Origin of the sequence: Alteromonas sp. 76-1 (assembly GCF_900654235.1) — a bacterium.
GTDB lineage: Bacteria > Pseudomonadota > Gammaproteobacteria > Enterobacterales > Alteromonadaceae > Alteromonas > Alteromonas naphthalenivorans.
In genome coordinates this window covers 1574110-1599325 of sequence record NZ_LR136958.1, presented here as the reverse complement: position 1 = coordinate 1599325, position 25216 = coordinate 1574110, and the positions used below count along the sequence as shown (strand labels likewise).

Genomic DNA, 25216 nt, shown 5'->3' with positions numbered 1-25216 from the left:
CATGTTTGACGCTACTCCATTACTTGAAAAACTCATCAAACAATCGGCGCTGTCTCAAACCGAAGCTTACACGTTGTTCAACAGTATTATGCACGGTGAGCAAAGCGAAGCCGTTATTGCCGCGGTGCTTACAGCACTAAAAATTAAGCATGAATCTCCGGGTGAAATTGCCGGAGCAGCTAGTGCTATGGTTGCCAACGCCAAGCCGTTTCCGGCACCCACTTACCCATTTGCCGACATTGTTGGCACAGGTGGCGATGGACATAACACCATTAATATTTCGAGCGCCGCAGGGGTGGTGGCAGCAGCATGTGGTGTGAAAGTGGCCAAACATGGCAACAGAAGCGTATCGAGTAAATCAGGCTCTGCTGATCTGTTTAAACAATTTGGTTTAAACTTAGAAATTACGCCGGAATTGTCGAGAAAATGCTTAGATGAAGCAAATTTCACATTTCTTTTTGCGCCGGTATATCACGCTGGCATGCGTTTCGCAGCCCCCGTCCGTGCTGCGCTGAAGACCAGAACCTTGTTTAACATACTAGGGCCACTTGCCAATCCAGCGGGCCCAACACATGGTGTGTTCGGCGTTTACTCCCCCGAACTGCTTGAACCTTACGCAAAAACCCTTATGCTTCTTGGCCAACATCGCGCCATGATTGTTCACGGCGATGGCTTAGATGAACTTGCTCTGCATGGTGAATCTATTATTTACGATCTTGAGCATGGTGACATTCGTAAGTTAACCGTCACCGCTGAAGACTTTGGCCTTTCCTCATACCCATTATCGGCCATTGAGGGCGGTGAGCCAGAAGAAAACAAGAAATACATTGAAGCTGCATTAGCCGGTGAAGGCCAAGAAGCCCATCGCGCTGCCATTGCAATGAACTGTGGCGCACTACTTAAAGTTACCGGTACCGCTGATTCATTTAAAGATGGCACCGAGATAGCCATGCAAGCAATGAAAGATGCAAAACCTTTGGCAGTATTAAACCAGGTTGCCAAAATCAGTCAGGAGGTCAGCACTGATGCCTAATGTGCTAGAAAAAATTGTTGCCGATAAACGCGTTGAAGTTGATGCCAGAAAATCGACCTTGTCGCTTGAAAGCTTTAAAGCAGATTTAGTACCTTCAAACAAAAGCTTGTTTGATGCACTGAATGAACCGAATGCTGGCTTTATTTTTGAGTGCAAAAAGGCTTCCCCCTCAAAAGGGCTTATTCGCGAACATTTCGACCTAGACGAAATTCTAGCCGCATACACACCCTATGCCGCGGGCATTTCAGTACTTACTGACGAGAAGTATTTCCAAGGTAAATTTGAATATTTGGCCTACGTTACAGAACGTGTAGCACAACCTGTATTAAACAAAGATTTCTTTATTGATACTTATCAGGTTTATTTGGCTCGCCATTATAATGCCGATGCCGTATTGCTCATGCTAAGTGTGTTAGACGATACGCAGTATCGTGAACTTGCTACCGTAGCCAATAGCTTGTCGTTAGATATTCTTACTGAGGTAAGCAACGAAGAAGAGATGCGTCGCGCCATCGCTCTTGAAGCAAACATTATCGGTATTAACAACCGTAACCTGCGCGACTTATCAACCGATTTAGCCACAACAGAACATTTGGTGCCTATGCTGGAAAGTGCCGCACATGACTTTGTGGTGATTTCAGAGTCAGGTATTTATACCCATGAAGACGTATTGCGCTTAAGCCCGCTTTGCCAAGGCTTCTTGGTAGGCAGTGCTCTTATGTCGCAAGCTAATTTGAAACGCGCCGTTCGAAGCGTAATTTACGGCTCGGTAAAAGTATGCGGGTTAACCAGTGTTGAACAGGCACAACTTGCTTTTGAAAGTGGCGCGAGCATGGGCGGGCTAATTTTCGCTGAAAAATCGCCTCGTTTTGTAGCCGAATCAGTCGCAAAAGATATTGTAGAAACCGTTGAAGGCGATTATGTGGGCGTGTTTGTGAATCACGACATCGATTATGTTGCCAAATTAGCTACATCGCTCTCGTTAGCCGCCGTTCAATTGCACGGCAGCGAAGATGCAGCGTATCGAGCAACGCTGAAAGACGCCCTGCCAGCAGGTTGTGAAATATGGCAAGCCGAAGGTGTGAAAGGTGCTTTGCCTGAACAGTTACCTCAGCTATTAGAAGACGAGAATATCGATTATGTACTGCTAGATTGCCAAGTAGGTAATGCCAAAGGCGGTACAGGGGAAAGCTTCGATTGGGGATTGTTAGACAATATAGCCAACAAGCAAAAAATCATTCTAGCCGGTGGAATTAACGCAACCAACATTGCTCAAGGCATTGACGTGGGTTGTGCAACCATCGACATAAATTCAGGGGTAGAAAGTGCCCCAGGCGAAAAGTCGGCTGAAAAATTAGCCGAGCTATTTTCAATTTGTCGCCGCTATTAACACTTAGGACAACGCATGAATCAATTAGATACAAAATTTGGAGAGTTCGGTGGCATGTATGTGCCAGAGCTACTTATTCCTGCACTGGACCAACTAGAAAAAGCGTTTCTAGATGCGAAAGATGATCCTAGCTTCAACGAAGAGTTTTTGGGGTTATTAAAAGATTACGCAGGCCGCCCAACAGCAATGACGCTAACCCGCAACTTGGTGAGCAACCCTAAGGTAAAATTATACCTTAAACGTGAAGACTTACTTCACGGCGGTGCCCACAAAACAAACCAAGTACTCGGTCAGGCGTTATTGACTAAGCGTATGGGTAAAACCGAAGTTATTGCCGAAACGGGCGCTGGTCAACACGGTGTTGCTACAGCGTTAGCATGCGCATTATTAGGCTTAAAAGCCCGTATTTACATGGGTGCAAAAGATGTTGAGCGTCAAGCGCCTAACGTTTTCCGTATGAAGCTAATGGGTGCGGAAGTTATTCCAGTAAATTCTGGCTCTGGCACACTTAAAGATGCGGTAAACGAAGCCATGCGTGATTGGTCAGCTAATTACGATACCGCACATTACCTGTTAGGTACGGCAGCGGGCCCTCACCCATTCCCCACTATTGTACGTGAATACCACCGTATGATTGGCGAAGAAACACGTGCACAAATTCTAGAAAAAGAAGGCCGTTTACCAGATGCCGTTGTGGCCTGTGTAGGTGGTGGTTCTAATGCTATTGGCATGTTTGCTGATTTCATCGACGAACCCTCCGTACGCCTGGTAGGTGTTGAACCTGCAGGTAAAGGGATTCATACCAAAGAACACGGCGCTACTATTGTGACGGGTACTAAAGGTATATTGCACGGTGCGTACACTTTCATCATGCAGGACCAAGAAGGACAAATTGAAGAGAGCTATTCAGTTTCTGCCGGATTAGATTACCCAGCAGTTGGCCCTCAACATGCTTATTTAGCCGAAACTGGCCGTGCTGAGTACGTTGCCGCTACCGATGAAGAAGCGCTGAACGCGTTCCAATTGCTTGCACGCAAAGAAGGTATTATTCCCGCGCTTGAGTCTTCACACGCCCTAGCACACGCATTAAATATGGCCGACGAAGCAGAAGAAGAAACCATTATTGTGGTGAATTTATCTGGCCGTGGTGATAAAGATTTGGCTCACGTAACCAAAATTTTAGGGGACAAACTGTAATGGAAAGATATGCAGAAATGTTTGCGCGCCTAGACGCAAAAAATGAAGGCGCTTTTGTTCCTTTCGTGATGATAGGCGACCCTGATTTAGCACAATCTGAAGCGATTATTTGCCAATTGGTTGAAAGTGGTGCTGATGCGCTAGAGCTTGGTATTCCTTATTCTGATCCAATAGCCGATGGCCCTACTATTCAAGCCGCTAGTATTCGTGCACACAAAAGTAACGTTACAGTAGCTAAATGTTTTGAATTACTCACTCGCGTGCGTAGTAAGTACCCACAAGTTCCTATTGGCTTGTTGCTGTACAGCAACCTTGTGATGGCGCAGTCTATCGATGGCTTCTACAAAAAGGCCAGTGATGCAGGTGTAGATTCTATTTTGGTTGCTGATGTGCCTATTCGTGAAGCCGCACCGTTCCAAAAAGCGGCTGATGCCAATGGTATTTCACAAATTTTGATTGCTCCGCCGAATGCGACCGATGAAACCATGGAAAAAATTGGTGAGTACTCGAAAGGCTATACCTACTTATTAGGTCGAGCTGGGGTAACTGGCGCTGAAACTGCTGTAGAAATTCCTGCCGCTGAGTTGATTGCACGTCTAACGGCACATAAATGTGCACCGCCACTACTTGGATTTGGTATTTCTACGCCAGCACAAGTAAAGTCGGCCATTGATGCTGGTGCAGCGGGCGCTATTTCAGGTTCAGCTACAGTGAACTTGATTGCAGCAAACTTAGACAACAACGACGCTATGTTAAGTGCATTGGGTAAGTTTGTTCAGTCTATGAAAGCCGCCACTGCTAAGGGTTAAGGAGTCATAATATGCTTTATATGATTTGTGCTACCGATGTGGCCAACAGTTTGGAAAATCGTTTAGCGGCCCGCCCTGCGCATTTAGCACGTTTAAATACGTTAAAAGATGAAGGTAGGTTAGTTATAGCTGGCCCCTTCCCTGCTATCGACAGTCCGGATCCGGGCCCAGCTGGGTTTACAGGTTCATTGGTTGTTGCAGAATTTGAATCGCTAGAAGCGGCGCAAGTTTGGGCAGATTCAGACCCGTATATTGAAGCGGGCGTTTACGAAAGTGTGATTGTTAAACCTTACAAAAAAGTGCTTCCTTAACGGTCACTCTCAGCGGTTATTGACCTGTTTCTACTTTACGTTTTGTTGTAACTAATAAAGGTACAGTAGCAATCGTGATGTTAACTGACTCGGCCTCATGAATAGCCAGCGTCAGTTGAGCACTCAGTTTCGATTACCGCTCATAAAAAAGCCTGAGAGAAATGCAAACGCATTCCTTTCAGGCTTTTTTGTGTGAATCTAAATTGAATCTAAATTGGACACACACTCATTTGAACATTCTAGTTACAAAGTCACTTTGTCGTGTTCGCCCATTTCATCAGGTGAAATAGTTTTGCCGGTCATCAATTTAAACATTCCTTTAAGGGATGGGTCAGCCTCCCAAATCTCGGCATCCGCCAAATTAAATCGCAGCATGAGTAAATTCGGATCGTCCTTACCCTTCTCGTACCATGCTTCTACGCCGTTAGACCAATATTTATCGATAAGAAACCTAAATTGGACACACACTCATGTTCTGGCAAATTCAGACACTCGAAAGTATTTTCAATTTAGGACAGACACTCCAATGATGTCTTCGGCTAACTGAATGATAGAGTCAAATCTAAATTGGACACACACTCATTTGAACATTCTAGTTACAAAGTCACTTTGTCGTGTTCGCCCATTTCATCAGGTGAAATAGTTTTGCCGGTCATCAATTTAAACATTCCTTTAAGGGATGGGTCAGCCTCCCAAATCTCGGCATCCGCCAAATTAAATCGCAGCATGAGTAAATTCGGATCGTCCTTACCCTTCTCGTACCACGCTTCTACGCCGTTAGACCAATATTTATCGATAATATCTTGGCGAGTTTCCTGAACCAATGTTCCGCGAATACATGCGAACACATCATGCCCTTTTGATGAAAACTGTACCATGGCTTCGCCACCTTCAGCGATGCGATTATCTTTAGTGGTATAAAACCAAAATTCGCTATTAGCATGCTTATCGAGCTGAGCACGCATTGGTTCAGCGTGCGTATTTTTACTAGTAAGGCTTACCATTACATTTGGACTGCTAGACATAGCTTCCCACATTGCCGTTTTAATATCGTGCGACATATTGCCTCCGTTGCATACATTTAAATAAACTTACCTAACTACAATTCACACTACGTGCCAGAAAAACCTCTAACCGCTACAGACCAAACTATGTAAGGGCTACATAGGCATCACATTCTGTAAAGGAGTAAAACACTTGCTACTAAAACCTATAACCTATTCACTCTTGCAGTAAGTTTTTCACACCGACTAAGATTGGACACACACTTAAATTCAGAAGAAAAGTTAGATAATCACTTTAATTTTAGCCGCTTCATTCTTAGCCCTTGATATCGGGTCCTTCCCTATCGGACAGTCACTCAAGCACGAGTGTATTTTTGACACCCGTAAAGTTGAAATTGGAGTGTGTGTCCAATCTAGTACGTCATTGAATTACTTGTAAACTTAAGTGACTGTCCCACATTCATAACCTCATTAGTCCTTAACATCATTCTTGTTATCGCTTTATGTACACCTTCTATTTGGCAAGGTAGACTTACACAGATATTCAGTAATGGTTCAGCTCCGGTCTCTATACTAGGTTCCTATCGGGCTTTGCCTGTTTTTTTGGTGAGGATATATGGTGAATACACTTCGCGCTGTGGCTTTAGTGCTAACACTGTTTATGTGCAGTGGTGGTAGTGCCTTCGCGCAGCAGGAAAAAAGTGGTGAATTAAGCAAAAGCCAAGCTGTAGAACGTGCCCGTCAGGCAGAATCTGGACGTGTGCTTCGTGTAAGCCAAACTAACCAAAAATACCGCGTTAAAGTTTTAAAGGAGTCGGGGCGAGTTGTTTCTGTTGATGTAGACAAGCGCTCTGGAAAAGTAAAAACCTCTAAGAAAAATTCAAAGGATTAACATGCGGGTACTCATTGCTGAAGACGACAGCCGCCTCCTAACCCAGCTTGATAGCCTATTACAGCAACATGGCTACAGTGTGGATTTGGCCGACAACGGCGAGCATGCGCTTTACCAACTCAATGAATATGCGTACGACTTAGCTATTATCGATATCGGCTTACCTAAAATGGATGGCTTTGAAGTTATCCGGAAAGCAAGGCAAGAAGACATACGCTGCCCCGTACTTATTTTAACCGCTCGTGATCGCTGGCAGGAAAAAGTTGAAGGTTTGGATGCAGGAGCGGATGATTACCTTACCAAGCCTTTTCACAATGAAGAATTGCTGGCAAGGGTTAAGGCACTGATTCGCCGCGCCTCTGGCCAAGCAAATCCTGTTATACAGTTCGGTCCTATCTCGCTGGACACGGTCGCTGAAGAAATCACTGTAAATGACGCCCCCCTCGAGTTGACTGCGTACGAATACAAAGTCATGGAATACTTAATGCTGAACCCGCAAAAAGTAGTCTCGAAAACAGAGTTAACAGAGCATATTTACGATCAAGATTTTGATCTTGATAGTAACGTCATTGAAGTTTTTGTTGGCCGATTGCGTAAAAAGCTAGATCCAGAAAATAGCTTTAAACCCATCGAAACACTACGCGGACGTGGGTATAGGATCAACCGCAATCTATGAAACAACTGTCGCTGAGAATAAGGAGCATTTTATTAGCGATGGGCGTACTTGCCCTATTTGCACCGCTCACTGTGGTTATTTTAGATGACGCCTATACCACAAGCTTAACCCAAGCCAAAATGAGTGAACTTAGACTCATGAACCTAGGGTTACTCTCGGCTTTCGAGCTAGATGGCGACATTCCCTTTATGCCCGAGATTTTATACGAGGAGCAACTCAACTTGCCTGGCTCTGGCTACTTGGGTGTGATTGTTTTTCGCGGTCACGTAGTGTGGCAGTCGGCTTCAGCATTAGATTACACATTGCCTGCCCCGAATTTAAACGTGAACGTGGGTAACGAGCTCTTTGTTGAATCGTATATAGCCAATTTCGACAATGATACCGATTATTTCGCCTACGCTTTTACGGCTGAATTTGCCTCAGAAAGCAACTTCGAGCCAGTTCGTTTTTATATTTTTAATAATAAACACCTATTTAATGAAGAGCGCGAAACTTTTATATCGGTGGTGTGGCGTTGGTTGCTTGTCTTGTCCGGCGGTTTGCTTGTGTTAATAATTGTGGGTATCAGCCTTGTGCTAATGCCAGTAAGAAAGCTAATTAGTGAAATTTCACTTACCTCTACGGGGCAGAAACAACAGCTTGATGCGCACTACCCCGTTGAATTTAGCCCATTAAAACAGTCAATCAACGAACTGATTGAATCTGAATCTCAGCAGCGTGCTCGTTATAAAAACAGCTTAGGTGACCTTGCTCATAGTTTAAAAACACCACTGGCTGTAGCTTTAGGGGTTGAAAAACTTCCCAAGCAAGCTGTTGAATCTTTAAATCAAATTGACCAGATTATTCAACGCCAATTAAAACGTGCTAGTGCTGGTAAAACGGGGTGGCAAGCGGCTATTCCTCTGTTACCTATCACGCAAAAAGTGGCTAACGCTATGGATAAGGTATATCAGCATAAGCAATTATCGATAACAATTGAAGCCATTAACAATGTCGCCATAAAAGCCGACGAAACCGATATTATGGAAATGGTAGGTAATCTGTTAGATAACGCCTGTAAGGCTTCTGATTCAAAGGTATTAGTTGCACTGAAAAACGAAGGAAATTGGGCTGTGTTGACCATTGATGATGATGGCCCCGGCGTCCCTTCAGATAAGAAACAAGCCCTGTTAGAGCGTGGAACCCGATTAGATACTTACGCCGATGGGCAAGGCATAGGCATGGCCTTGGTAAGCGACCTTATTGCCATCTACCAAGGTAAACTACTTATCGAACGCGCGCCTATTGGCGGCGCTCGCTTTATTGTGAAGTTTCCGGTTTAAGCTTTCCCTTTTTTATCGCCCGCGCTAGACAATAACACCGCAAGCCATTGGCTTTCCTCTCGAGACTCTAGTGCTATTTTTACCACCATAGTCAGTGGCACCGAAAGTAGCATTCCTACCGTACCCAATAACCACCCCCAGAAAATTAAGGATAGAAACACCACTAAGGTAGATAGCCCCATTCCTTTACCCATCAGTCTTGGTTCCACCATATTTCCCATAATTGTATTGACTAAAACAAAACCTAACGCCGCCATACCTGCTGAAGCTAAACCATATTGAACAAAAGCAATAAGTACCGCTGGAAGTGCGGCAATTATCGAACCTATATTAGGGATGAAGTTCAACATGAATGCCAATACCGCCCATAACAGGAAATGGTCTATTCCCATTACATAAAGCCATGTACCGATAATTAACCCAGTGCCTAAACTCACCACAGTTTTAATAGCCAAATAGCTATTTACAGAACGAATGAAACGGTCGATGTGTTTCAATTTCATATCCGGGTCTGACAATGCAATATGCAGGCGTTTTGGAATGCTGTCTGCCTCAAACAACATAAAAATGACCGTTAGCAATATAAGGAATAAGTTCGACAATACGCCGCCCATACCACTGATAAAATTGGTCGCTACTGACATCGCGGTGGCAGGATCTAAGTGGGTAGCAATCAGTTCTTGGTTAACGTTAATATTGTATTGTGCGAGCTTTTCTATAATCCACGAAAATTCGGTATCGAGCTGTTCCCTATATTGTGGAAGATTTGCTCTAAATTCCGTCATAGACTGTCCTACTAGGCCAGCAAGAAGAAATCCAAAGACTAAAATTATTAGTATTACTAAGGTGATAGAAAGCCATTTAGGCACACCAAAACGTCCGGTCCAATGAATTATTGGGCTACACGCAATAGCGATAAATATTGATAAGAAAAAAGGTACCATAATCGTACTAGCGGACTTTATTCCCGCCATCACAACAACCAAACATGCGAGGACTATAAGTACTTTTGCTATGGGGGAGCGCAGTTCCATGGACATTTTATGCTTCATTCCTAATAAAAAACTCAGACACTTTACAGTGACTTATACATAACTACAAATACGAGAATACAATGACCTTCAACTTAGCCACAATTAAAATTAAAAACCTGAGATTGAGAACTTATATTGGTATTAACGAAGATGAAATCACCAATAAACAAGACGTTATCGTTAATGTGAAGATTGATTACGATGCCCAAAGGGCAACAGACAGCGATAATATGGAAGACGCGTTGAATTATAAGGTGATTACCAAGGCTATCATCAAGCTGGTTGAGGACAACCGATTTTCATTGCTCGAAAAGCTCACCGCCGACGTACTAAGTTTAGCTGCTGAACATTCATCAGTTCGTTACGCCGAAGTAGAAGTGGATAAGCCGCATGCACTGCGATTTTCCGATTCGGTGTCTCTAACGCTTTCGTGTAATAAAACCGGTTGAGCGTTTGTTGTATAACACTTTATAAGCACTTTTATAGTCAATCCTATAGGCATATTGTATGAAAATTTTAATGTCAGGCGGCACTGGCCTCATTGGTAGCGCGTTTATTGAAAAATTTAAAAGCGAACATCAGTTTACTGTCATAACAAGAGCCCCCCAAAAAGCTAAGCGCCAGCTGGGTGACAATGTAGCGTTTGTTTCCGATGTGAGTGACGTTGATGATATTGGAATTTTCGATGCCATTATCAACTTAGCTGGCGAACCCATTGCCGACAAACGTTGGACAGACACGCAAAAGCAAATAATTTGCGATAGCCGATGGGATATTACTTCTAAAATTGTCGCGAAAATCAATAGTGCTGGCACCCCACCACCTGTATTTATTTCAGGCTCGGCCATCGGTTTTTATGGCAGTAAAGGTAGTGTTGATGTTACCGAGCAAACGCCCCCTCATGAAGAGTTCACACACGACCTTTGTGCCAAATGGGAGGCTATCGCTACCTCTGTCACTCGCGACGAAACGCGGGTTTGTACACTAAGAACCGGTGTAGTCTTAACTGAAAATGGCGGAGCACTAGAGAAAATGGCACTGCCCTTCAAACTAGGGTTAGGTGGTAAAATAGGGAATGGCGAACAGTATTTATCGTGGATCCACATTGACGACATGGTGTCAGCCATTGCTTACCTACTTGAACATGATAGTTGCCATGGGCCGTTCAACCTTACGGCTCCATCACCGTCAACTAATAAGGACTTCTCCCACACATTAGCGGCAACACTTTCAAGACCTTGCCTGTTTACCGTACCCGGCTTTGTACTAAAAATAGCGATGGGTGAATCGTCTGACATGATTTTAAAAGGGCAAAAAGTGCTACCTGAAAAGCTCGTTACCTCAGGCTACATGTTTGCTTACCCCACTTTGCAAGGGGCGCTGGAAGCAATTTATAGGCACTGAGGCTTAATCGGACACACACTCGAGCTTGAACCATTCGACGAAACGAAATTGGACACACACTCAAACTTAAGTGTGTGTCCAACATTTAATCGAGTGACTCACACGACTATTTGTTCCAATTTCGGATACTCACTTGAGTGACTGTCCGATTTATTTTCCGATTTATTTTAGAGCGACTGTCCCTTTTCACCTCGCTTTCACTCCCTTACGCTTTAAAACGGTCATTCCTCACTCTCGTTAGCTATACGTCCTTTAAACCATCTTCCTAAGCAGTGCCGAAGTATTTAAGGTAAGTAATCGCCAGCAGCCAATTGCCCCCAAAGCGCCGACCACAATTGCGCCAACAATCGGTGCAATTACCCAATACTCAAAGTGAAGACTTGCAGTCATTTGAAACACGTTGGTTTGCAGCATATACAAACTGAGCTCATTAGCGAGTGCTGCCATGAAACCTGCAACCACACCTATGATCAGAAACTCAAATACCACGCTCTTGCGAATTAAAGTGCCTTTCGCCCCAAGCGTTCTTAAAATAGCTAGCTCTTGTCGTCTTTCATCCATGCTGGCTTGAACCTGGGCTATTAACACTAAACTGCCTGCTACAAGCACCAGCACTAAGATAAACTCAATGGCCACCGACACTTGATTGACAATATCTCTTAGCTGATTAATTCGCGCATCTACGTCAAACATAGTGATAGACGCAAATGGCTTTAACAACGTAGTTAGTTGTGATTTCTGCGCTTCAGGCAAATAAAAGCTGGTGATGTAGGTTGGATTAAACGCCGCCATAGCTTCAGGTTGAATAACAAAGAAAAAGTTGGGCTGCATGGTTTGCCAATTCACTTTCCTAAAACTTGTTACTTTGGTTTTAACGATTTCACTGCCCACATTGAATGTGAGCATATCGCCTAATTCAATGCCGAGTCGTTCACCTACATCCGTTTCTACTGAAACCGCGAATACCCCCTCTTCTAATGCATCAGGGTTGTCGCCATGCCATGTACCACCAGTAATTTCGTTCTCTTTTTGTAACGAATTACTCCAAGTTAAATTCGCTTCTCGCCCTAGTCCTTGCCTACCCTCAGTATTCGAATCGTCTTCTTTAGATACTTCGGTATTTACACTATCGTCATTCACCGCAACGAAGCGACCTCGTATTACCGGGTAGAACTCTTCTATGGTGATACCATTCGATTTAAAGTGTGTGTCCAATTCTGTTTTTTGCTCGCCAGTGATATTAATCAAAAAGTAATTGGGTGTACCTTCTGGCAACTGAGAGCGCCACTGCGATACCATGTCGTTGCGCATAACCAGTACCACTAGTAACAACATGATAGTGACTGAAAAACTTATCAGCTGAACACTATTTTCCATTGAACGACGTTTGATCCGCGCCCAAGCAAGCTGCCACGGGCCCATTTTACCCGAGCCGAATTTACGGCCTGCGGCAATGAGCAAGAAAGTAGCCCCAAGTAAACCAGCAACTAAAACCGCGCCAGACCCAAATAAAATAAGGCTGATCATCAAGTCTTGGCTGTAAATCCACATCAAGAGAAATATCGCACCGCCTGAGGCCACATACTGAATGGTCCGAGAACGTAAATTAGTGCTTAAATCACGCCTTAGCACACGCAGTGGAGGAATTGAAAACAACTGCATCAATGGATAAAGCGAGAATAATAACGAGCAGGTTGCCCCTGTGAAAACAGCGATTAGCACTGGCCGCCAGTGCCAAATTGATAACGCCACATCAACTTGTTCAGCAACTAACCACACCACAACTTGCTGGCCAATGAAGCCCATTATTAATCCAATAATAATGCCGAGCCCAGTAATAAATAGAATTTGAAGAAGATAGATACGGCGAATAACTTGCTTTGTCGCACCGAGTGTTTTCATGATAGCGACAGGGTCGAAATGACGTTGACTGTAACGCTGGGCTGCCACCGCAATGGAAACCGCTGCAAGCACTATGGCAAGTAAACTCGCCAATAAAAAATACCGCTCAGCACTGGCTACCGAACGTCCAATGGCCGATTCGTCATCTTCAACGGTACGCCAATTATGTAAGTCGTCTTGCAAGTTAGGGCTGAGCCAGTCGTAAAACTTACTAATAGCACTCCTTTCGCCTTCAAAATAGCCCACGTAACGTGCCCGACTGCCAGGCCCGGTTATAGCCGTTGCATCCAAATCGGACAGTCTAATTAGAGCGATTGGATCGGTGTTAAATACACTGAACCCTGCATCAGGAATATCAACCAACACTTTGGTTACCGTGAATTCAGCATCGCCTATTTCAATACTGTCTCCCAAACTAAGCTTCAGAGTTTGAAATAACAGAGACTGCAACCACACTTCGCCTGGCTTGGGCAAATCTGTTGCCGCTTCTTTTTGTCCAAAAGGCACATCAGCAATATTAACCGTGCCTTTCAGTGGATAATTTTCATTTACAGCCCTAAGGTCCACCAATGACATTTCGTCACGATGAAAGACCATCGAACGAGTAGTCACCTGCTTTGCCGTGTTAAGCCCCCCATCTCGAGCCTGCTGCAACCAATTATCATCAATGGGTGTATCAGAGCGTAACTGTGCATCGGCTGCGATAAAAGCCGCTGAACGCTCTTTTAGCGCACCTTGCAATCGCTCACTAAATAACGACAGCGACAATACCGCGCCTACCGACAATACAATTGCCAACAAGATAATGGTAAGCTCTCCGCGCTTCGCCTCATGCCGAAACAATCGCCATGCCAAGGTCGATGTCATGCTCATTTATAGGGCCTCCATCTATACAGCCTCTGTACGCTGTTGAGGCGATACTGGGGTCGACTCTGTCAAAACACCCGCCTGCATGGTTAACTGCCTGTCACACTTATCGGCAAGCTCGTTATCGTGGGTAACAAGTACTAATGTTGTGCCTATCTCTCTGTTGAGCGCGAAAAGAAGCTCTTCGACTTTGTGGCTGTTTGTTGCATCCAAGTTTCCAGTAGGCTCATCGGCAAATAAAATTTTAGGTGACGTAATAAAAGCCCGAGCAATAGCAACTCGCTGTTGTTCACCACCTGAAAGTTGATTTGGGTAATGACTCGCGCGATGCCCAATGCCTACTTGTTCAAGAATTTTACTCGCCATCTGCTTAGGATTCTCTAAACCCGCAATTTCAGCCGGAAGCATCACATTTTCAATGGCCGTTAAACTTTGCACTAACATAAAGCTTTGAAAAATAAACCCTACTTTTTGGCCACGAAGCACCGCACGGGCCTCTTCATCCATAGTATGCAATGGTTCGCCGTCTAGAAAAATCTCTCCTTCGGAGACTTCATCTAAGCCGGCCAACAACCCCAACAGAGTAGATTTTCCTGAGCCTGACGCACCGATAATGGCAACTGACTCACCGGACTTGACTTCAAAAGAGATAGGATGAAGGATCTCAAGCTTACCTTCGCTCGTATTTACAGACTTAGTTACTTTGGATGTTTTTATCATATAGGGGTCATCAATTCGTGATTTATCGTTTTCGCAGCGCCGTTTTGTTCACACTGCTTTTATTAATACCGTTATCTGCATTATCAGATCAGACCGATACCATCGTCCCCAATAATTCAGCTAAATTACTGATTCTAGGTGACAGCCTATCTGCTGCTTATGGGTTAGATCAACAAGAAGGTTGGGTGAGTTTGTTACAAAAACGCTGGCGTGACGAGAATATATCGATCGATATTGTAAATGCTGCGGTAAGCGGTGAGACCACTGATGGCGGTTTAGCTAGGCTTCCGAGGTTAATTGAACAACATACGCCAAGCCATATTTTAGTGGAACTTGGTGGTAATGATGGCCTGCAAGGGCACAGTATCAGTAAGATTAGGAACAACTTGAGCGCAATTGTTAGCATAGCAAAATCAGACAATACAACCGTTTTTGTGCAAGACATGCAGATACCCACTAATTACGGTAAACGCTATACACAAATGTTTAGCGACACTTTTGATACCGTGTCAGAGCAACATGAAGTTACAAAAATTCCTTTTTTTCTTGAGGACATAGCACTTCAAAAAGACTTGATGCAACGTGATGGTATTCACCCTAACGCAAAAGCTCAGCCTATGATTGTCGAATTTATGTTCGAAAAACTGACACCTTTGATCATGAATAATCAATAACGTGTGCTATGCTCTTAAACTTAGAATGTAAATGCGAAAACAAGTAACAACTTAATTTGGAGATTGTTATGGACGTTTCATCATCAACGTCAACGCCAGTATCGAATGTACTTCAGTCGCCACAACAAGAACCTCAACGACAGGTTCAACAACGTGCTAGTCAGCAAACTGAAGTAAGTGCGCCCCAACAGACGCAACAAGCGGCTCCTGCCTCTGACAGTAGAGTGGGTTCTCGTATCGACACTTACGTTTAATTGAAAACCCGCCCTAAGCACAGTAGTTTATTACCGCATTTCCAGCATAATTATTTCCGAACCATTCGGAGATATGGAAATGCCGCTACCTCGATACAAGCAAGTCAATTTAGAAGTTACGCCTTACTATCACTGCACATCACGTTGTGTGCGACAATCCTTCCTTTGTGGCGTAGATGCTAGTACTGGCAAAAACTACAACCATCGTAGACAGTGGATTGTAGATAGGCTACATAGGCTCACGAAAACCTTTGCGATTGACTTGTGTGCCTATGCAGTAATGCACAATCATATTCATGTTGTGATGCATATTGCGAAAGCGAGAGCTGAACACTGGAGCATGGATGAAGTGTTACTTCGGTGGAAGTGTTTTTATCGCTGCCCCTCATTAGTCCAACGGTATCTCGATGAAGAAAGTCGAGGTTCACTCTCTGAAGTAGAACTTCAAAAAGTTGAAGAATTGAGCGAAATTTATCGGCATCGGCTATATAGCGTAAGTTGGTTTATGCGCCTGCTTAATGAATTTATTGCGCGAAAAGCTAACAAAGAAGATGAATGTACAGGTTATTTTTGGGAGCGCCGATTTAAGAGCCAAGCAATATTATCGGAGAATGCGCTAGCGGTAACCATGGCCTATACCGATTTAAACCCCATCCGAGCCGGTATAGCTAAAACACCAGAACAATCAAACTTTACCAGTATTCAATACAGAATTAACGCATTGAAAGTAAACAAAGTACCTGCTCGGCTTATGCCATTTAATGACCAAGTTTCGGTTAATGAAAGCAGCCTGCCTTTTAAATTGAGCGACTACTTAGTGCTTGTAGATGAAACCGGACGCGTTATGCGCCCAGACAAGAAAGGTGCTATTCCTCAAAAAATTAAGCCTATCTTGGACAGACTTAAACTCTCTGGTAGTTCTTGGATTACCCTTTCAACTAAACTAGAAAGGAAATTTACAGGCCCTATTGGCTCTGCTGAGCGAATCTGCGTGTTTGCATCAGCTTGCGAATATGGCAGAAAACCAAACATCGCTAATGCCAGAAGGTATCTTCAATAGGCTTTTAGTTTTGAATTCATCAAGTTACATCAACAAAAGAGCGATGCTAATTTACTTGACGAGCCTAGTGTGAAGCTTGCCTAGCTAACACATCTACAATTTCTTGTGACTTTGATAAACGCCTGATGTCGTTAAACAATAATTCAGCTTCAGGGTACTGCCTTTTTAAATAGCCACACCACTGCTTTATTCGGTTTGGGTAGTATTTCCCTTTATCACCGTAGATTTCGTAGCCCGAATAGCGGATAAGCAACGCTGCCACATCTTCCCATGCCATAGGCGGTTCGCCATCACGAATACACCTTGCTAGGTTTGGCATGGCAAGTGCGCCCCTACCTACCATTAAGTTGGTGCAGGCTGATTGCTCCTGGCAGCGCTTGCCGTCTTCTTCATTCCATATTTCGCCATTGGCCACTAATGGAATATCGGTATTTTGCTTTATTTTAGCAATCCATTCCCAGTACGCTGGCGGCTTATAGCCTTCCGTCTTTGTTCTGGCGTGCACAACTAGCTCAGACGCGCCCGCTTCAGTGATAGCGATAGCATTTTCGACAGCAAGAGATTTATCTTCAAATCCCAACCGAATTTTCGCTGATACAGGTTGTGAGGCAGGCACCGCATCGCGAACCGCTTTTACGATGTCGTATAATGCTTGGGTTTCTTTTAGCAGGACCGCACCGCCTTTACTTTTATTAACGGTTTTTGCTGGGCAGCCAAAATTTAAATCTACACCTGGCGACCCCAAATCAACCGCTGTATAAGCATTTTCTGCCAGCCATTGTGGATGCTGCCCTAATAATTGCACGCGCACAGGCACGCCGTTAGGGGTTTTACCGCCATTATGTAGTTCGGGACATAGTTTGTAGAAGGTTTTATTGGGAAGTTTTTGATCCACTACTCTAACGAATTCAGTGACACACTGATCGAACCCACCCACATGAGTAAGCATATCTCGCATTAAATGGTCGACAACACCTTCCATAGGCGCCAGCATGATTTTCATAACTAAAATTTCGCTAAAACTGAGTGATTAAAATGGGCGCGAGAGTGTAGCAAAGTGCGGGTTATATGACCATGCTATTTAAGTGTCGGTAAGAATTTGTGTACGTTTTTTGACTGTCCGATTTTATACACATTGATGCGTTGCTTGAGGGAAGTTTGAGTGAGGAAATTTGAGTGACTGTCCAAGATTTAAGTGTGTGTCTAACCTTAACTTGAGTGTGTGTCCAACTTTTGGTTCCGTTGCTTGAGGGAAGTTTGAGTGAGGAAATTTGAGTGACTGTCCAAGATTTAAGTGTGTGTCTAACCTTAACTTGAGTGTGTGTCCAACTTTTGGTTCAACTTTTGGTTTTTTAGGCGGGTGAGGATGTTTTGTTTTTGCTGCGTACTGTAATTCGACCAGTTGGTAATTTCTTTGATTGTACGTTTACAACCGGTGCATACATCGTCTTCGTCTAGTTTACAGTTGGCAATACAGGGTGAAGTAATACTCACGAATATTTGGCCTTAAGGTTTAGTTTATTACTGGCATTTTCTTTAGCTACAAGAGTTGCTTGCAGCATAACATCAATTACTTTTTGCGTAGGTTCTTTGGCGGTCCACATACAAACATGCACACCAAACTTCGCATTTAAGAATGCATCGAACTGGGCTTTATCTTCATAATCCCCCGTCACCAGTTGTTGTTTATAACCATCATAAATTAATGCAGAAAATGTAAACACGTAAGCCTCCTCATCGAGAAGGCTCAACTATACATCTAGACGTCTAAACATTCAAACATCTAAACGTCTATTTTACATATTCCAACGCAGCAGTTATTACAGCCACTTGGGCAGCGTTACAATTTTCAGCCGTTGCATTAGCGCTATCAGGATAAACTTCTGTTGTGGTTACATAAGCTGCATCTGTCATACCGCCGCAAAGATACAATGCTTTTTTGTCGTAACAAATCACACCTTCAGACAGTAAGTCAGCACCTATAATTTTGCCACTTTCATCCGCAGGCGCGATATGAGTTATTTGCTTAACGGCATCAATAATAGCTTCCTGAAATTGTTTTTGTGGATTCGGGGTATTAGCCACCAAATAAAAGCCATCAGGAATATTCCAATTATCATGAGTCGTTGCATCTCTTGCTGCTAATGCAGGCCTAAACTCACTGTTGTCTGTATCAGTGGTTTCATGTAAATCGATATGCAATGTAAATGGTAAGTTCAACGATTCTATAAATGCCATTAGCTGCGCTGATTCCGGCGCGGGAGAGTTAGGATAAAATGAACGATTAGGATCTAACGCATACTGATCCCAACGGTTAATCGTCTCATAACCCCAAGGGCTAACGCACGGTACAACAATGATGGTGAAATCTTCTGCGTAATCACTTAATTTAGTATTGATAAACTGAAGTGCGCCCTGCACACCACTGGTTTCATACCCATGTACCCCTCCAGTAACTAGCACCGCAGGCTTAGCTGCATCAATATTTGTAGGCATATCTTTAGGGATATTTTCAGGCATATCTTTAGGGACTATGGCATACAAAGGGTATCGAGACTCATCGTAAGGCAACGCGCCATACTGCTTTAATTCAAACCCTTCAGGAATACTGCCTAATTGCTTAAGCACTTCATCATTATACGAACGCTTGATAGTTTGGCGCTGTTTCCATTCTTCTTTCTCTTCTTCACCCCAAGGTTTTCCTGGCGTGCCGATAGGATAATTTTGCATAAATAACCTCTTTGTTAACACGGTTATATTATCAAGATGGTATTGGTTTGTATGTGGAATATCGATAAGAATGGCAGGAATTAAGCTGTAGAAACGAAAAAGCCAACCCGAAGGTTGGCTTAACGATATGGCGTCCCCAAGGGGATTCGAACCCCTGTTACCGCCGTGAAAGGGCGGTGTCCTAGGCCTCTAGACGATGGGGACAGAAATTTTGCTAGTGAAGTAAAGCTTCACTAAATTTCTGTAAGGAGAGGTGAGCTCCGCGAACCGAACGACCTTATTACCTTACAAAAACAAATTTTTGTCGCTGATAGTAACTTTTCAATTACTACCGGCCTATTTCACAGTTACGGACTGTGACACCGGAAAATGGCGTCCCCAAGGGGATTCGAACCCCTGTTACCGCCGTGAAAGGGCGGTGTCCTAGGCCTCTAGACGATGGGGACAGAAATTTTGCTAGTGAAGTAAAACTTCACTAAATTTCTGTAAGGAGAGGTGAGCTCCGCGAACCGAACGACCTTATTACCTTACAAAAACAAATTTTTGTCGCTGATAGTAACTTTCTAATTACTACCGGCCTATTTCACAGTTACGGACTGTGACACCGGAAAATGGCGTCCCCAAGGGGATTCGAACCCCTGTTACCGCCGTGAAAGGGCGGTGTCCTAGGCCTCTAGACGATGGGGACAAAAAATCTTCTTTCAAAAGCTAAGCTTTTGAGATTTTTTGTAAGGCGAGGTGAGCTCTGCGAACTGAGCGACCTTATGCTTACAATCAATCAATTTCTGTAAGGAGAGGTGAGCTCCGCGAACCGAACGACCTTATTACCTTACAAAAACAAATTTTTGTCGCTGATAGTAACTTTCTAATTACTACCGGCCTATTTCACAGTTACGGACTGTGACACCGGAAAATGGCGTCCCCAAGGGGATTCGAACCCCTGTTACCGCCGTGAAAGGGCGGTGTCCTAGGCCTCTAGACGATGGGGACAAAAAATCTTCTTTCAAAAGCTACGCTTTTGAGATTTTTTGTAAGGATAGGTAAGCTCCGCGAACCGAACGACCTCATCCTTACAAAACAATTTATGCCCGAAGGTAAAACCTTCAGCCTAAACCGCAATATAACTTGCAGTTAGATTTGGTGGAGCCAGGCGGGATCGAACCGCCGACCTCCTGCATGCCATGCAGGCGCTCTCCCAGCTGAGCTATGGCCCCGTTGTGTCATAGTCACTATTGTGTGACTGTTCCGTGACAGCGGGGCGCATTCTAGGCATCCCCCCCATTTATGTCAACGGTTTTTTTATGAATTCTCTCTGTTTGCTATAAAAGTAAGCGCTTTGTCGATTCTCTCGCCAACTTTCTCTTTTGACAGCAAATTAAGGGTTACATCTAAAGACGGAGAATTGCCACTTCCGGTGGTAGCAACACGCAATGGCATCCCTACTTTACCCATACCCACTTCTAATTCTTCAGCTGTTGCATTAATAGCAGCCTGAATATTTTCTGGCTCCCACGCTTCAATAGCCATCAACTTCTCTTTTACTAGCTCTAGCGGCCCTCGTGCTACTGGGCGTAAATGCTTTTTGGCAGCGTTAGCATCAAATTCTTCATAATCTTGATAAAAGTAAGTAGAGATCTCAGCAAGTTCTTTTAACGTTTTTACTCTGTCAGCTTGAATGGCAATAACAGACTCGAGTGCAGGCCCCGCAGTTAAATCAACTTCTAACCCATCGAAGTGCCATTTTAAGTGTGTAGCAACTTCACTGGCCGGTAAACTTTTAATGTAGTGCTGGTTCAACCAAATCAATTTTTCAGTATTAAATGCAGAAGCCGACTGACCAATTGCGTCTAAACTGAATAACTCAATCATTTCATCAAGAGTGAATATCTCTTGATCACCATGTGACCACCCTAGCCTAACTAAATAATTCAGTACCGCTTGAGGTAAGAAGCCATCATCACGGTATTGCATAACACTTACTGCACCATGACGTTTCGATAACTTTTTACCGTCATCACCTAAAATCATAGATACGTGAGCATATTCAGGCACAGGCGCACCTAATGCTTGCAGAATATTAATTTGACGAGGCGTGTTATTGATATGGTCTTCACCACGCACAACGTGTGTGATGCCCATATCCCAATCGTCTACTACCACACAGAAATTGTAAGTTGGCGTCCCGTCGGTGCGCTGAATGATTAAGTCATCCAATTCACTATTGTTAATTTCGATTTTACCGCGTACGTGGTCGGTAATAACAACCGTGCCCTCTAATGGCGTTTTAAAACGAATAACAAAAGGTTCGCCTTCTGGGTGATCTGTGCGGTCACGCCATGTACCAGGGTAACGAGGTTTTTCGCCACGTTCTTTTTGTGCTTCACGAATAGCATCCAATTCTTCTGCACTCATAAAGCACTTATACGCTTTACCTTCGTCTAACAATTGTTGGATAAGGTCTTTATAGCGGTCGAAACGATCGGTTTGATAGATAGGACCGGTGTCCCAAGTTAAACCAAGCCATTGCATGCCATCTAAAATTGCTTGCTTTGCTTCTTCTGTAGAACGTTCAATATCTGTATCTTCAATACGAAGTACAAATTCGCCGCCATTGTTTTTAGCAAGTAGCCAAGAATATAAAGCGGTGCGTGCGCCACCAACGTGAAGGTAGCCAGTAGGGCTTGGTGCAAATCGTGTTACAACCGACATGATAAAAACTCTCTATCTTTATTAGATTGTGAAATTGCGCGCATTCTACCAGTCTCCGCTTCACGACAAAAGCAGCGAGATGCATTTGCTTGGTATATAGCTACCAATAGAAACTTATATTTATGCTCTAATAAAGTCTTTTTTGATAGCATGGCGTCGCATAAAGCTTACAATTTCACCAATTCAGATAAAAAAAGGCCAAAATGTTCACTTTTCAGGCATACAGTCATTTTTCTTTCATTTTATTATTGACAGTATGAGAACCGACTCTATAATACCGCCCCACTTGCTTAGGCAAGATAATAAACAAGATGGACGCTTAGCTCAGTTGGGAGAGCATCGCCCTTACAAGGCGAGGGTCACTGGTTCAAGCCCAGTAGCGTCCACCAATTTTGTTTATTAGAAAAAGTATTCGGACGCTTAGCTCAGTTGGGAGAGCATCGCCCTTACAAGGCGAGGGTCACTGGTTCAAGCCCAGTAGCGTCCACCACTTTTTGCTTCAAATCTGATATATCGGACGCTTAGCTCAGTTGGGAGAGCATCGCCCTTACAAGGCGAGGGTCACTGGTTCAAGCCCAGTAGCGTCCACCATCTCTCTTTATCTTTATACAATCAAAAATCACTGGTTCAATAACTTCGTTACGATAACTTCGTTACGAACCATAGCAGACGTCCACCATCTCTCTTTCTCTTCATATAATCAAAAATCACTGGTTCAATAACTTCGTTACGAACCATAGCAGACGTCCGCCATCTCTCTTTCTCTTCATATAATCAAAAATCACTGGTTCAATAACTTCGTTACGATAACTTCGTTACGAACCATAGTAGACGTCCACCACTCTTTCAAAAGAAAACTCATTTCCCCTGCCCTCTAGCTGTTTTTCATGCCGTGCACCGCAATCTTTGGGACACTATTTAACAATGGTGATAAGTTAATTCTTCTACTAAACTCCTACTAGGTTGTTTACACGAGTAAGCATTGACGCATATACGAGGTTGTAATGAACCTACAGTTGGCAAGACAAACCCGTTTATTAATAGCGGAAGATCAGGCTTTGGCAAAAAGCCATATGAAATATGCTTTGGAGCAACTTGGTTTCCAACATATCGATTATGTAGACCGTGCTGCGTACGCCCTTACCTCACTGCGCACTCGGCAGTACGATGTCATTGTTTGTGCTTATGACTTAAGGCAAGAACAAGGCGGCTATAATTTATTCGAGCAGCTGAAAACCGAAAAGATTATTCCTCTTACTACCGGTTTTATTTTTACTAGTGCCGATACTGCCATTGATGTTGTCCATGCAATAATCGAGATGCAACCTGACGAATTCTTAGCAAAACCATTTTCCGTTAACGAACTAGATAAACGACTTAGTAAAGTCGTCACCCGTAAAAAAATGTTTCACGATGTCTATCGTTACATGGATGAGCAGAATCCTGAGCAGGCACTTAAAGAATTAGAGTTTATTTTAGTTGAGCCTAAGAACGCTGAACACTTCCCGTTAGCCCTAAAAACGAAGGGTGACTTGTTGCTATTGAATAGACAGTTTGAAAACGCGAAGCTCTTTTACCAATCAATCATCAATATTCAAAATTTTACATGGGCAAAGCTTGGCCTCGTTCAATGTTACATTCACTTAGATGAGTTTGATGATGCAGAACGAGACCTTATTCAGCTAGCGCTACAACCTGAAAGTATGCTGAGTGCATATGATTTATTAGCAGAGCTGCAAATTAAGTTAGAAGCTTATGATGAAGCGCTGGAATGTGTGAATGTGGCCAGCGATATTTCACCTCGAAATGTCATGCGTCATATTACTGCAGTGCAACTTGCTAGGCTAACCCACGACTATGAAGGGCAATTTAATAGCGCTAAGAAAGTGGTTCGTTTCGGTAAGAATTCAGTGCACGACACCCCTGAAATGTACTTATCTGTCGCTAGGGCAGGTATCGATTTTGCGATGACGGCAGAAACCTCGCAAACAAACAAAATTATCAAACAGTCCAATGAATATCTGCGCCAATTAAAAAGCGCCTACCCAAAGGTGAATCTTGACCATCAGCTGCAAGTTATTAGCGCACGAATTCACTATCTAAAAGACGAAAACGATAAAGCAAAAGATCTGCTCGATGCCTTAGATATTGATAACCTTGAAGAGCAGTCTGTCGAAACGTTACTAGATTCCGCAAAAGCGTTTCACGATTTAGGATTAAGAGGGAACGCTCTCAAATTACTCGATAAAGCGACGCTACGGCAAAAAGAGTTAGATGCACCAAACAGTTTACTTAGCCGTTATATCAACCAAGAAGTCGAAGAGAAAACAGCAATATCAATAAGCCCTAAAAACCTCAATGATGTGGCGGTAGTGCAGTATAAGCGTGGCGAACTGGCAAAATCTTACCAAACTTTCGAGCAAGCATTCAGGGTTATGCCTCGAAACCCTGCCATTGCGTTAAATCTTTTGCAAGCGTCGGCAATGCGACGCTCTCGTGAAGGTAAAGCGGAAGGCAATATGAACTCTGTAATGAAGAAGTGCCGCTTTACGCTGGAAAGTGCTTCTCTATCTGAAGAACAAAGTCAGCGCTACGAAACGGTTAAAGGGCTATTAGATCAGGTGGTGTAAACCACAACCTTTTCTTGATAAAGATTATCCTTATATTCAATTTCGTGGCTAAAAGTCATGCCTAATTTTTCCATCACTTTGATGGAATTTAGATTTTCAGGTTTTGCCATAGCACAAAATTTGTCGATACCGATTTGATACAGGGCATCTTTCACTTGCATTGCTGCTTCTGTGGCATACCCCTTCCCCCAACTGGCTTGTTTAAAACGCCAGCCAAGTTCAATATTATCAATCTCAGGATTTTTAGTGAAAAAGCCAAATGGCCGAACCAAAACCCAGCCAATATCCTCTTCACTTTCTTTTTCTTGCACTCGCCATAATCCCCAGCCAAGGGCTGGATTTGAATATGCTTGAAAGCGTGGTACGAACGTGTTGGTAATATCTTCACGAGATGTTTTTTGACCATCACTGATAAATCGCATTACATCTTCATCCTGATCAAGCTCCCACAAGAACTCTACATCAGCGTCGGTGATATAATGGAAAGACAGGCGCGCGCTATCTTCAATAAACATAGATTTCCCTTTCTAATCGTTATTATTACGAGCAACTTTATATTAGTGCTTTCGTATTTTATCGATACAACTAAGCGGGGTGT

Annotated in this window: 25 protein-coding genes and 8 tRNA genes; 17 read left to right on the top strand and 16 right to left on the bottom strand. The window is 43.6% G+C overall.

Going from position 1 to position 25216, the window contains the following annotated elements; translation table 11 throughout:
* Window position 1 precedes the first annotated feature (1 nt).
* Genes trpD through ALT761_RS06735 form a run of 5 tightly spaced genes read left to right on the top strand, consistent with a single transcriptional unit; the run spans window position 2 to window position 4740 of the window.
* Window positions 2-1033, top strand: coding sequence for an anthranilate phosphoribosyltransferase (gene trpD / locus ALT761_RS06755; RefSeq protein ID WP_129737501.1), 1032 nt, complete (start codon window positions 2-4; stop codon window positions 1031-1033).
* A complete protein-coding gene (trpCF, locus tag ALT761_RS06750; protein ID WP_129737499.1) occupies window positions 1026-2423 on the top strand; it encodes a bifunctional indole-3-glycerol-phosphate synthase TrpC/phosphoribosylanthranilate isomerase TrpF in 1398 nt (465 codons plus the stop codon). The genes trpD and trpCF overlap by 8 nt, the downstream gene beginning before the upstream one ends.
* Window positions 2424-2438: 15 nt before the next feature.
* A complete protein-coding gene (trpB, locus tag ALT761_RS06745) occupies window positions 2439-3620 on the top strand; it encodes a tryptophan synthase subunit beta (protein ID WP_129737497.1) in 1182 nt (393 codons plus the stop codon).
* Complete coding sequence (gene trpA / locus ALT761_RS06740) at window positions 3620-4429, top strand: tryptophan synthase subunit alpha (protein ID WP_129737495.1); 810 nt, start codon at window positions 3620-3622, stop codon at window positions 4427-4429. The genes trpB and trpA overlap by 1 nt, the downstream gene beginning before the upstream one ends.
* Before the next feature lie 11 nt (window positions 4430-4440).
* Window positions 4441-4740, top strand: coding sequence for a YciI family protein (locus tag ALT761_RS06735; RefSeq protein WP_129737493.1), 300 nt, complete (start codon window positions 4441-4443; stop codon window positions 4738-4740).
* 243 nt (window positions 4741-4983) lie between these two features.
* On the opposite strand, the gene ALT761_RS06730 is transcribed toward ALT761_RS06735, so the two are convergent.
* Entirely contained in the window at window positions 4984-5208 is a 225-nt protein-coding gene (locus ALT761_RS06730) for a pyridoxamine 5'-phosphate oxidase family protein (RefSeq protein WP_232043551.1), read from the bottom strand.
* A gap of 128 nt (window positions 5209-5336) precedes the next feature.
* Window positions 5337-5801: a pyridoxamine 5'-phosphate oxidase family protein gene (locus ALT761_RS06725; protein ID WP_013784788.1), complete on the bottom strand. Its 465-nt coding sequence runs from the start codon at window positions 5799-5801 to the stop codon at window positions 5337-5339.
* 559 nt (window positions 5802-6360) lie between these two features.
* Between ALT761_RS06725 and ALT761_RS06720 the strand changes: the two genes are divergently transcribed.
* Genes ALT761_RS06720 through ALT761_RS06710 form a run of 3 tightly spaced genes read left to right on the top strand, consistent with a single transcriptional unit; the run spans window position 6361 to window position 8634 of the window.
* A complete protein-coding gene (locus ALT761_RS06720; protein ID WP_013784789.1) occupies window positions 6361-6636 on the top strand; it encodes a PepSY domain-containing protein in 276 nt (91 codons plus the stop codon).
* A 1-nt stretch (window position 6637) separates the two neighbouring features.
* Window positions 6638-7312 (top strand): response regulator transcription factor, encoded by a 675-nt coding sequence (locus tag ALT761_RS06715; RefSeq protein WP_129737491.1) that lies wholly within the window; start codon window positions 6638-6640, stop codon window positions 7310-7312.
* Window positions 7309-8634, top strand: coding sequence for an ATP-binding protein (locus tag ALT761_RS06710; protein ID WP_129737489.1), 1326 nt, complete (start codon window positions 7309-7311; stop codon window positions 8632-8634). Before ALT761_RS06715 ends, ALT761_RS06710 begins: the two co-directional genes overlap by 4 nt.
* Here the strand turns inward: ALT761_RS06710 and ALT761_RS06705 are convergent.
* Complete coding sequence (locus ALT761_RS06705; RefSeq protein ID WP_129737487.1) at window positions 8631-9674, bottom strand: AI-2E family transporter; 1044 nt, start codon at window positions 9672-9674, stop codon at window positions 8631-8633. The genes ALT761_RS06710 and ALT761_RS06705 overlap by 4 nt on opposite strands.
* A gap of 74 nt (window positions 9675-9748) precedes the next feature.
* Between ALT761_RS06705 and folX the strand changes: the two genes are divergently transcribed.
* Together folX and ALT761_RS06695 are read left to right on the top strand one after the other, a co-directional pair.
* Window positions 9749-10117 carry a dihydroneopterin triphosphate 2'-epimerase gene (gene folX, locus ALT761_RS06700; RefSeq protein WP_013784793.1) on the top strand — a complete coding sequence of 123 codons (369 nt, stop codon included), beginning with the start codon at window positions 9749-9751 and terminating at the stop codon, window positions 10115-10117.
* A 58-nt stretch (window positions 10118-10175) separates the two neighbouring features.
* Window positions 10176-11072, top strand: coding sequence for a TIGR01777 family oxidoreductase (locus tag ALT761_RS06695; RefSeq protein WP_129737485.1), 897 nt, complete (start codon window positions 10176-10178; stop codon window positions 11070-11072).
* A 252-nt stretch (window positions 11073-11324) separates the two neighbouring features.
* Here ALT761_RS06695 and ALT761_RS06690 read toward each other — a convergent pair whose 3' ends face one another.
* Both ALT761_RS06690 and ALT761_RS06685 read right to left on the bottom strand, forming a co-directional pair.
* Window positions 11325-13847, bottom strand: coding sequence for an ABC transporter permease (locus ALT761_RS06690; protein WP_129737483.1), 2523 nt, complete (start codon window positions 13845-13847; stop codon window positions 11325-11327).
* Window positions 13848-13862: 15 nt separating this feature from the next.
* Window positions 13863-14561 carry an ABC transporter ATP-binding protein gene (locus tag ALT761_RS06685; protein WP_129737481.1) on the bottom strand — a complete coding sequence of 233 codons (699 nt, stop codon included), beginning with the start codon at window positions 14559-14561 and terminating at the stop codon, window positions 13863-13865.
* A gap of 17 nt (window positions 14562-14578) precedes the next feature.
* On the opposite strand from ALT761_RS06685, the gene ALT761_RS06680 reads away from it, so the two are divergent.
* The 3 genes from ALT761_RS06680 (at window position 14579) to ALT761_RS06670 (ending at window position 16549) form a co-directional block, all read left to right on the top strand.
* Window positions 14579-15235 (top strand): arylesterase, encoded by a 657-nt coding sequence (locus tag ALT761_RS06680; protein WP_013784797.1) that lies wholly within the window; start codon window positions 14579-14581, stop codon window positions 15233-15235.
* Between the two features lie 68 nt (window positions 15236-15303).
* Window positions 15304-15489 (top strand): hypothetical protein, encoded by a 186-nt coding sequence (locus ALT761_RS06675; RefSeq protein ID WP_013784798.1) that lies wholly within the window; start codon window positions 15304-15306, stop codon window positions 15487-15489.
* A gap of 79 nt (window positions 15490-15568) precedes the next feature.
* Window positions 15569-16549, top strand: coding sequence for a transposase (locus ALT761_RS06670; RefSeq protein WP_129737478.1), 981 nt, complete (start codon window positions 15569-15571; stop codon window positions 16547-16549).
* 64 nt (window positions 16550-16613) lie between these two features.
* Here the strand turns inward: ALT761_RS06670 and ALT761_RS06665 are convergent, their stop codons facing one another.
* The 10 genes from ALT761_RS06665 to gltX all read right to left on the bottom strand — a co-directional run bounded on the left by ALT761_RS06665 (window position 16614) and on the right by gltX (window position 21988).
* Window positions 16614-17552, bottom strand: a complete 939-nt coding sequence (locus tag ALT761_RS06665; RefSeq protein ID WP_129737476.1) for a tRNA-dihydrouridine synthase — start codon at window positions 17550-17552, stop codon at window positions 16614-16616.
* A 305-nt stretch (window positions 17553-17857) separates the two neighbouring features.
* Entirely contained in the window at window positions 17858-18043 is a 186-nt protein-coding gene (locus ALT761_RS06660) for a DUF1289 domain-containing protein (RefSeq protein WP_129737474.1), read from the bottom strand.
* Entirely contained in the window at window positions 18040-18273 is a 234-nt protein-coding gene (locus ALT761_RS06655) for a hypothetical protein (protein WP_129737472.1), read from the bottom strand. Before ALT761_RS06655 ends, ALT761_RS06660 begins: the two co-directional genes overlap by 4 nt.
* Before the next feature lie 67 nt (window positions 18274-18340).
* Window positions 18341-19279 (bottom strand): M14 family metallopeptidase, encoded by a 939-nt coding sequence (locus ALT761_RS06650; protein ID WP_129737470.1) that lies wholly within the window; start codon window positions 19277-19279, stop codon window positions 18341-18343.
* 128 nt (window positions 19280-19407) lie between these two features.
* Window positions 19408-19483 (bottom strand) — tRNA-Glu (locus ALT761_RS06645).
* A gap of 166 nt (window positions 19484-19649) precedes the next feature.
* A tRNA-Glu gene (locus ALT761_RS06640) sits at window positions 19650-19725 on the bottom strand.
* Window positions 19726-19891: 166 nt separating this feature from the next.
* A tRNA-Glu gene (locus ALT761_RS06635) sits at window positions 19892-19967 on the bottom strand.
* Window positions 19968-20193: 226 nt separating this feature from the next.
* Window positions 20194-20269 (bottom strand) — tRNA-Glu (locus ALT761_RS06630).
* Window positions 20270-20417: 148 nt separating this feature from the next.
* Window positions 20418-20493, bottom strand: a tRNA-Ala gene (locus ALT761_RS06625).
* A gap of 85 nt (window positions 20494-20578) precedes the next feature.
* On the bottom strand, window positions 20579-21988 hold the full coding sequence (gene gltX / locus ALT761_RS06620; protein WP_129737468.1) for a glutamate--tRNA ligase: 1410 nt from the start codon (window positions 21986-21988) through the stop codon (window positions 20579-20581).
* Between the two features lie 313 nt (window positions 21989-22301).
* On the opposite strand from gltX, the gene ALT761_RS06615 reads away from it, so the two are divergent.
* The 4 genes from ALT761_RS06615 to ALT761_RS06600 all read left to right on the top strand — a co-directional run bounded on the left by ALT761_RS06615 (window position 22302) and on the right by ALT761_RS06600 (window position 24618).
* A tRNA-Val gene (locus ALT761_RS06615) sits at window positions 22302-22377 on the top strand.
* Between the two features lie 25 nt (window positions 22378-22402).
* Window positions 22403-22478 (top strand) — tRNA-Val (locus ALT761_RS06610).
* A 25-nt stretch (window positions 22479-22503) separates the two neighbouring features.
* A tRNA-Val gene (locus ALT761_RS06605) sits at window positions 22504-22579 on the top strand.
* A gap of 413 nt (window positions 22580-22992) precedes the next feature.
* Complete coding sequence (locus ALT761_RS06600) at window positions 22993-24618, top strand: response regulator (RefSeq protein WP_129737466.1); 1626 nt, start codon at window positions 22993-22995, stop codon at window positions 24616-24618.
* Here ALT761_RS06600 and ALT761_RS06595 read toward each other — a convergent pair.
* Window positions 24606-25133, bottom strand: coding sequence for a GNAT family N-acetyltransferase (locus ALT761_RS06595; RefSeq protein WP_129737464.1), 528 nt, complete (start codon window positions 25131-25133; stop codon window positions 24606-24608). The two genes, ALT761_RS06600 and ALT761_RS06595, sit on opposite strands and share 13 nt — an antisense overlap.
* Window positions 25134-25216 lie beyond the last annotated feature (83 nt).

Bases quoted from the DNA above. Each gene is read 5' to 3' on its own strand.
- ALT761_RS06595 (WP_129737464.1), bottom strand. From the start codon at position 25,133: ATGTTTATTGAAGATAGCGCGCGCCTGTCTTTCCATTATATCACCGAC.
- ALT761_RS06720 (WP_013784789.1), top strand. From the start codon at position 6,361: ATGGTGAATACACTTCGCGCTGTGGCTTTAGTGCTAACACTGTTTATG.
- ALT761_RS06695 (WP_129737485.1), top strand. From the start codon at position 10,176: ATGAAAATTTTAATGTCAGGCGGCACTGGCCTCATTGGTAGCGCGTTT.
- ALT761_RS06675 (WP_013784798.1), top strand. From the start codon at position 15,304: ATGGACGTTTCATCATCAACGTCAACGCCAGTATCGAATGTACTTCAG.
- ALT761_RS06710 (WP_129737489.1), top strand. From the start codon at position 7,309: ATGAAACAACTGTCGCTGAGAATAAGGAGCATTTTATTAGCGATGGGC.
- ALT761_RS06670 (WP_129737478.1), top strand. From the start codon at position 15,569: ATGCCGCTACCTCGATACAAGCAAGTCAATTTAGAAGTTACGCCTTAC.
- trpCF (WP_129737499.1), top strand. From the start codon at position 1,026: ATGCCTAATGTGCTAGAAAAAATTGTTGCCGATAAACGCGTTGAAGTT.
- ALT761_RS06685 (WP_129737481.1), bottom strand. From the start codon at position 14,561: ATGATAAAAACATCCAAAGTAACTAAGTCTGTAAATACGAGCGAAGGT.
- folX (WP_013784793.1), top strand. From the start codon at position 9,749: ATGACCTTCAACTTAGCCACAATTAAAATTAAAAACCTGAGATTGAGA.
- ALT761_RS06650 (WP_129737470.1), bottom strand. From the start codon at position 19,279: ATGCAAAATTATCCTATCGGCACGCCAGGAAAACCTTGGGGTGAAGAA.
- ALT761_RS06705 (WP_129737487.1), bottom strand. From the start codon at position 9,674: ATGTCCATGGAACTGCGCTCCCCCATAGCAAAAGTACTTATAGTCCTC.
- ALT761_RS06715 (WP_129737491.1), top strand. From the start codon at position 6,638: ATGCGGGTACTCATTGCTGAAGACGACAGCCGCCTCCTAACCCAGCTT.
- ALT761_RS06665 (WP_129737476.1), bottom strand. From the start codon at position 17,552: ATGAAAATCATGCTGGCGCCTATGGAAGGTGTTGTCGACCATTTAATG.
- ALT761_RS06735 (WP_129737493.1), top strand. From the start codon at position 4,441: ATGCTTTATATGATTTGTGCTACCGATGTGGCCAACAGTTTGGAAAAT.
- gltX (WP_129737468.1), bottom strand. From the start codon at position 21,988: ATGTCGGTTGTAACACGATTTGCACCAAGCCCTACTGGCTACCTTCAC.
- trpD (WP_129737501.1), top strand. From the start codon at position 2: ATGTTTGACGCTACTCCATTACTTGAAAAACTCATCAAACAATCGGCG.
- trpB (WP_129737497.1), top strand. From the start codon at position 2,439: ATGAATCAATTAGATACAAAATTTGGAGAGTTCGGTGGCATGTATGTG.
- trpA (WP_129737495.1), top strand. From the start codon at position 3,620: ATGGAAAGATATGCAGAAATGTTTGCGCGCCTAGACGCAAAAAATGAA.
- ALT761_RS06600 (WP_129737466.1), top strand. From the start codon at position 22,993: ATGAACCTACAGTTGGCAAGACAAACCCGTTTATTAATAGCGGAAGAT.
- ALT761_RS06725 (WP_013784788.1), bottom strand. From the start codon at position 5,801: ATGTCGCACGATATTAAAACGGCAATGTGGGAAGCTATGTCTAGCAGT.
- ALT761_RS06690 (WP_129737483.1), bottom strand. From the start codon at position 13,847: ATGAGCATGACATCGACCTTGGCATGGCGATTGTTTCGGCATGAGGCG.